This is a genomic window from Variovorax sp. 01T439_2 (assembly GCF_056398445.1).
The window spans coordinates 1-4,014 of record NZ_JBFTPJ010000549.1 but is presented as its reverse complement, the minus strand read 5'-3'; the positions used below and the strand labels follow the sequence as shown (position 1 = coordinate 4,014).

The 4,014-nt window shown below is 68.6% G+C and carries 4 protein-coding genes and 1 pseudogene; 4 read left to right on the top strand and 1 reads right to left on the bottom strand.

The annotated features are described in order from the left end of the window. Window positions 1-75 precede the first annotated feature (75 nt). Window positions 76-939 (top strand): isocitrate lyase/PEP mutase family protein, encoded by an 864-nt coding sequence (locus AC1DOC_RS22930; protein WP_478130547.1) that lies wholly within the window; start codon window positions 76-78, stop codon window positions 937-939. Between the two features lie 12 nt (window positions 940-951). Here AC1DOC_RS22930 and AC1DOC_RS22925 read toward each other — a convergent pair whose 3' ends face one another. Continuing rightward, entirely contained in the window at window positions 952-1,836 is an 885-nt protein-coding gene (locus tag AC1DOC_RS22925; protein WP_307596401.1) for a LysR family transcriptional regulator, read from the bottom strand. 130 nt (window positions 1,837-1,966) lie between these two features. Between AC1DOC_RS22925 and AC1DOC_RS22920 the strand changes: the two genes are divergently transcribed. The 3 genes and pseudogenes from AC1DOC_RS22920 to AC1DOC_RS22910 form a co-directional block, all read left to right on the top strand. Further along, window positions 1,967-2,725 carry an SDR family oxidoreductase gene (locus AC1DOC_RS22920; RefSeq protein WP_062363314.1) on the top strand — a complete coding sequence of 253 codons (759 nt, stop codon included), beginning with the start codon at window positions 1,967-1,969 and terminating at the stop codon, window positions 2,723-2,725. Window positions 2,726-2,858: 133 nt separating this feature from the next. Further along, window positions 2,859-3,560 (top strand): TetR/AcrR family transcriptional regulator, encoded by a 702-nt coding sequence (locus tag AC1DOC_RS22915; RefSeq protein ID WP_478079520.1) that lies wholly within the window; start codon window positions 2,859-2,861, stop codon window positions 3,558-3,560. Between the two features lie 61 nt (window positions 3,561-3,621). Beyond that, a pseudogene (locus AC1DOC_RS22910) lies at window positions 3,622-4,014 on the top strand (acyl-CoA dehydrogenase); the annotation flags it as partial.

The window sequence follows — 4,014 nt, the reverse complement described above, 5'->3', positions numbered from 1 at the left end:
GCTGAGCGCGGTGGCCGGCGGCTACATCGCGGCGCGCACGGCGGCCGCACTGATCCAATCGACGAAAGCGTCCCAATGACGAATCCCTCCTTCAAGACCCGGCTCGCGCGCAAGGACATCGTGCTCGCGCCCGGCGTGTACGACGCGCTCAGCGCGCTGGTGGCCGAGCAGGCCGGCTTCGAGGCGCTGTACCTCTCGGGCGCCTCCATCGCCTACACGCGGCTCGGCCGCTCCGACATCGGCCTCACCACCTTCACCGAGGTGGAGGACACGCTCGCGCGCATCACCGAGCGCGTGAACCTGCCCGTGATCGTCGATGCCGACACCGGCTTCGGCAACGCGCTCAACACCCAGCGCACCGTGCGCGGCTTCGAGCGCGCGGGTGCGGCCATGGTGCAGATCGAGGACCAGACCTTTCCCAAGCGCTGCGGCCACCTCGACGGCAAGGCCGTGGTGCCCGAGCGCGAGATGGTCGGCAAGCTCAAGGCCGCGCTCGATGCGCGCGCGTCGAGCAACACGCTGATCCTCGCGCGCACCGATGCGGTGGCGGTCGAAGGGCTGGAGGCTGCGCTCGACCGTGCCGAGGCATACCTCGCCTGCGGCGTCGATGCGCTCTTCATCGAGGCGCTGCGCTCGCCCGAGCAGATGGATGCCGCCTGCCGGCGCTTCGGCGACCGCGTGCCGCTGCTGGCCAACATGGTCGAAGGCGGCAGGACGCCGATCCAGGATGCCGATGCGCTGCAGGCCCACGGCTTTCGCATCGCGATCTTTCCGGGCGGCACGGCGCGCGCGGTGGTGCACACGCTGCAGGGCTACTACGCGAGCCTGCACCGGCACCGCACCACGCAGCCCTGGYGGCCGCAGATGCTGGACTTCGACGCGCTCAACGAGGTGATCGGCACGCCGGAGCTGATGCGCACCGGCCAGAAGTACGACTGACCCGCTGCGTCTTCAACGCAGCACGCGGATCAGTTCGTCGTACACCAGCCGCACGCGCGCCGGCACCGGCGCACGCTGCGGGCGGTAGACGTGGATCGGCCAGGGCTCGGGCGCCTCGGCCTCCAGCACGGGCAGCATCGCGCCTGTGCGCAGCCACGGTTCCGCCAGCGGCCCGATCAGCTGCCCGAAGCCCACGCCCGCGAGCACGGCGGCGCATTCGGCATCGATGCTGTCGGTCACGAAGGCGGGCGAGGACACCGTCACCACCCGCCGCCTGCTGAAGGCCCACGGCCAAGGGCGACCCGAGCTGCGGTCGATCAGCGCGGTGAGCGGCAGCGCCGCAAGCGCATCGAGGCCCTGCGGCCGGCCCACTCTTTCGATGAGCGCCGGCGCTGCCACCACATGCAGCGCCATCTTGCCGACGGCGCGTGCCACGAAGCGCGCGTCGCGCATCGGCCCCACGCGCACGCCGATGTCGATCTGCTCGTCGACCACGTCGGCATGCTGCTCCGACAGGCGCAGGTCGAGCACCAGCCCGGGGTGCGCCGCCAGCAGCGGCGCCAGCGCCTGCGGAATGAGCCGGGCGTACACGTGCGGCGCCGTGACCCGCACCGTGCCCGCATGCTGCGACAGCGCGCGCCGGTCGATCTGGTGGAACAGCTCGTCGACGCTGCCCACCGCCACGCGGGCACGCTCGGCCAGCTGCCGGCCGAAGTCGGTGAGCTGCACGCCGCGCGTGCTGCGGTGGAACAGCGGCTCGCCCAGTTCTTCTTCCAGCTCGCGCACCGCGCGCGTCACGACCTGCGGCGAGACGGACAGGCGCGCGGCGGCCTCGCGGAAGTTGGCGGCAGCGGCGGCAGTGCAGAACACGCGCAGGGCTTCAAGACGGTTGGCCATGGTGGTGCTTTCAAGAGGCGGTGTGTTCCAGCTTGGGGAATTCTGAACTCGCAAGAGTTTCATTTACGGGAATGCACGGATTTTCCACACTGCATGCACTTCTTCTTCCACACACCCGAAAGGAATTCCCATGGCATCCGTTCAAGACAACATCCAAGGCAAGGTCGCCATCGTCACCGGCGCGAGCAGCGGGCTCGGCGAATCGACCGCGCGCCACCTGGCCGCGCGCGGCGCCAAGGTGGTGCTCGCGGCGCGCCGCACCGATCGCCTGGACAAGGTGGTCGCCGAGATCCGCGAGGCCGGCGGCGAGGCCATTGCCGTGGCCACCGACGTGGCGAAGCGCGCCGATCTCGACAAGCTCGCGGCCGCCACCGTCGAGGCCTTCGGCCGCATCGACGTGCTGGTCAACAACGCGGGCGTGATGCCGCTGTCGCCACTCGAGAAGCTCAAGGTCGACGAGTGGGACCGCACCATCGACGTCAACATCAAGGGCGTGCTCTACGGCATTGCCGCGGTGCTGCCGCGCATGCAGGCGCAGGGCAGCGGCCACATCGTCAACGTCGCGTCGATCGCGGGGCTCAAGGTGTTCACGCCGATCGGCACGGTCTACAGCGCAACCAAGCATGCGGTGCGCGCGATCTCCGAAGGGCTGCGCGTCGAAATGGGCAACAGCGGCGTGCGCGTGACCATCGTCTCGCCCGGCGCGGTGGAGTCGGAGCTGAAGTTCGGCAGCACCGACGCCGAGAGCGCGGCCGGCGTGAAGGCGTTCTACGAGGCCAACCAGATTCCCGCCGATTCGGTGGCGCGCGCCGTGGTCTATGCCGTGGAGCAGCCCGCGGACGTGGACATCAACGAGGTGGTGCTGCGGCCGGTCTCGCAGGAGTTCTGATCCGGGGAGGGGCGGGGCATGGCGGCCCCGCTTCCCGCCCATTAACCTTCAACCACGGAAGGTCATTGACARCCAAAAGTGCAAAGCCCCTGCAAAATAGAACGACCGTTCGTTTTATTCCGGAGCTTCCACGATGCCTGTCAATGCCGTTCCCGCCAAACCGGCCCGCGCTGCTCAGAAGGGCCAGCAGACCAAGGCCGTGATCGTCGACGCGGCGCTGGCGCTGGCGGCGCAGATCGGGCTCGAGGGCCTGTCGATCGGCGCGGTGGCCGAGCTCACCAAGATGAGCAAGTCGGGCGTGTTCGCCCATTTCGGCTCGCGCGAGGAACTGCAGATTTCCGTGGTGCGCGAGTATCACGCACGTTTCGAGCAGGAAGTGTTTTTTCCCGCGCTCGAGGCGCCGCGCGGTCTGCCGCGCCTGCGCGCCATGTTCGCCAACTGGATGAAGCGCACCTCGGCCGAGATCGACTCGGGCTGCATCTACATCAGCGGCGCTTCCGAATTCGACGACCGTCCCGGCCCGGTGCGCGATGCGCTGGTGGAGTCGGTCAGCATCTGGCAGGCGGCCGTGCTGCGCGCCATCGTGCAGGCCAAGAGCGAAGGCCATCTGCGCGCCGATGCCGACGAGCGGCAGCTGGCCTTCGAGATCCACGGCCTGATCCTCGCGCTGCACTACGAAGCGCGCTTCCTGCAGGTGCCGGGCTCGATCGGCCGCGCCAACGTCGGCTTCGACAACATCCTTGCGCGCAGCGCCACGCCCGATGCGCCCCCCGCCGAAGCCGCGGCATCGGCGGCCAAGCCCGCGGCCTCCCGCCGGCTCAAGCAGGTGCGCTGAGCGGCCCCTTTTTCGCTTTTCTTTTTTTTTTCCTTTCAGTTTTCGACCAGGAGAGTCCCGGATGCCCAGCTACAACCCACCCGTACGCGACATGCAGTTCGTGCTGCACGAAGTGCTCAACGTCGCCGACGAACTCAAGGCGCTTCCGGCCCATGCCGAGACCGATGCCGACACCATCAACGCGGTGATCGAGGAGGCCGGCAAGTTTGCCGCCGAGGTGACCTTCCCGCTCAACATCAGCGGCGACGAAGAGGGCTGCACGCTCGACAAGGCCACGCATGAAGTGAAGACGCCCAAGGGCTTCAAGGACGCCTACGCCAAGTACGTCGAAGGCGGCTGGCCCGCGCTGTCGTGCGACCCGGCCTTCGGCGGGCAGGGCCTGCCCTTCGTGGTGAACCAGTGCCTGTTCGAGATGCTCAACAGCGCCAACCAGGCCTGGACCATGTACCCGGGC

Coding starts and splice junctions, on each gene's coding strand:
- AC1DOC_RS22925 (WP_307596401.1), bottom strand. CDS start 1,836: ATGGCCAACCGTCTTGAAGCCCTGCGCGTGTTCTGCACTGCCGCCGCT.
- AC1DOC_RS22920 (WP_062363314.1), top strand. CDS start 1,967: ATGGCATCCGTTCAAGACAACATCCAAGGCAAGGTCGCCATCGTCACC.
- AC1DOC_RS22915 (WP_478079520.1), top strand. CDS start 2,859: ATGCCTGTCAATGCCGTTCCCGCCAAACCGGCCCGCGCTGCTCAGAAG.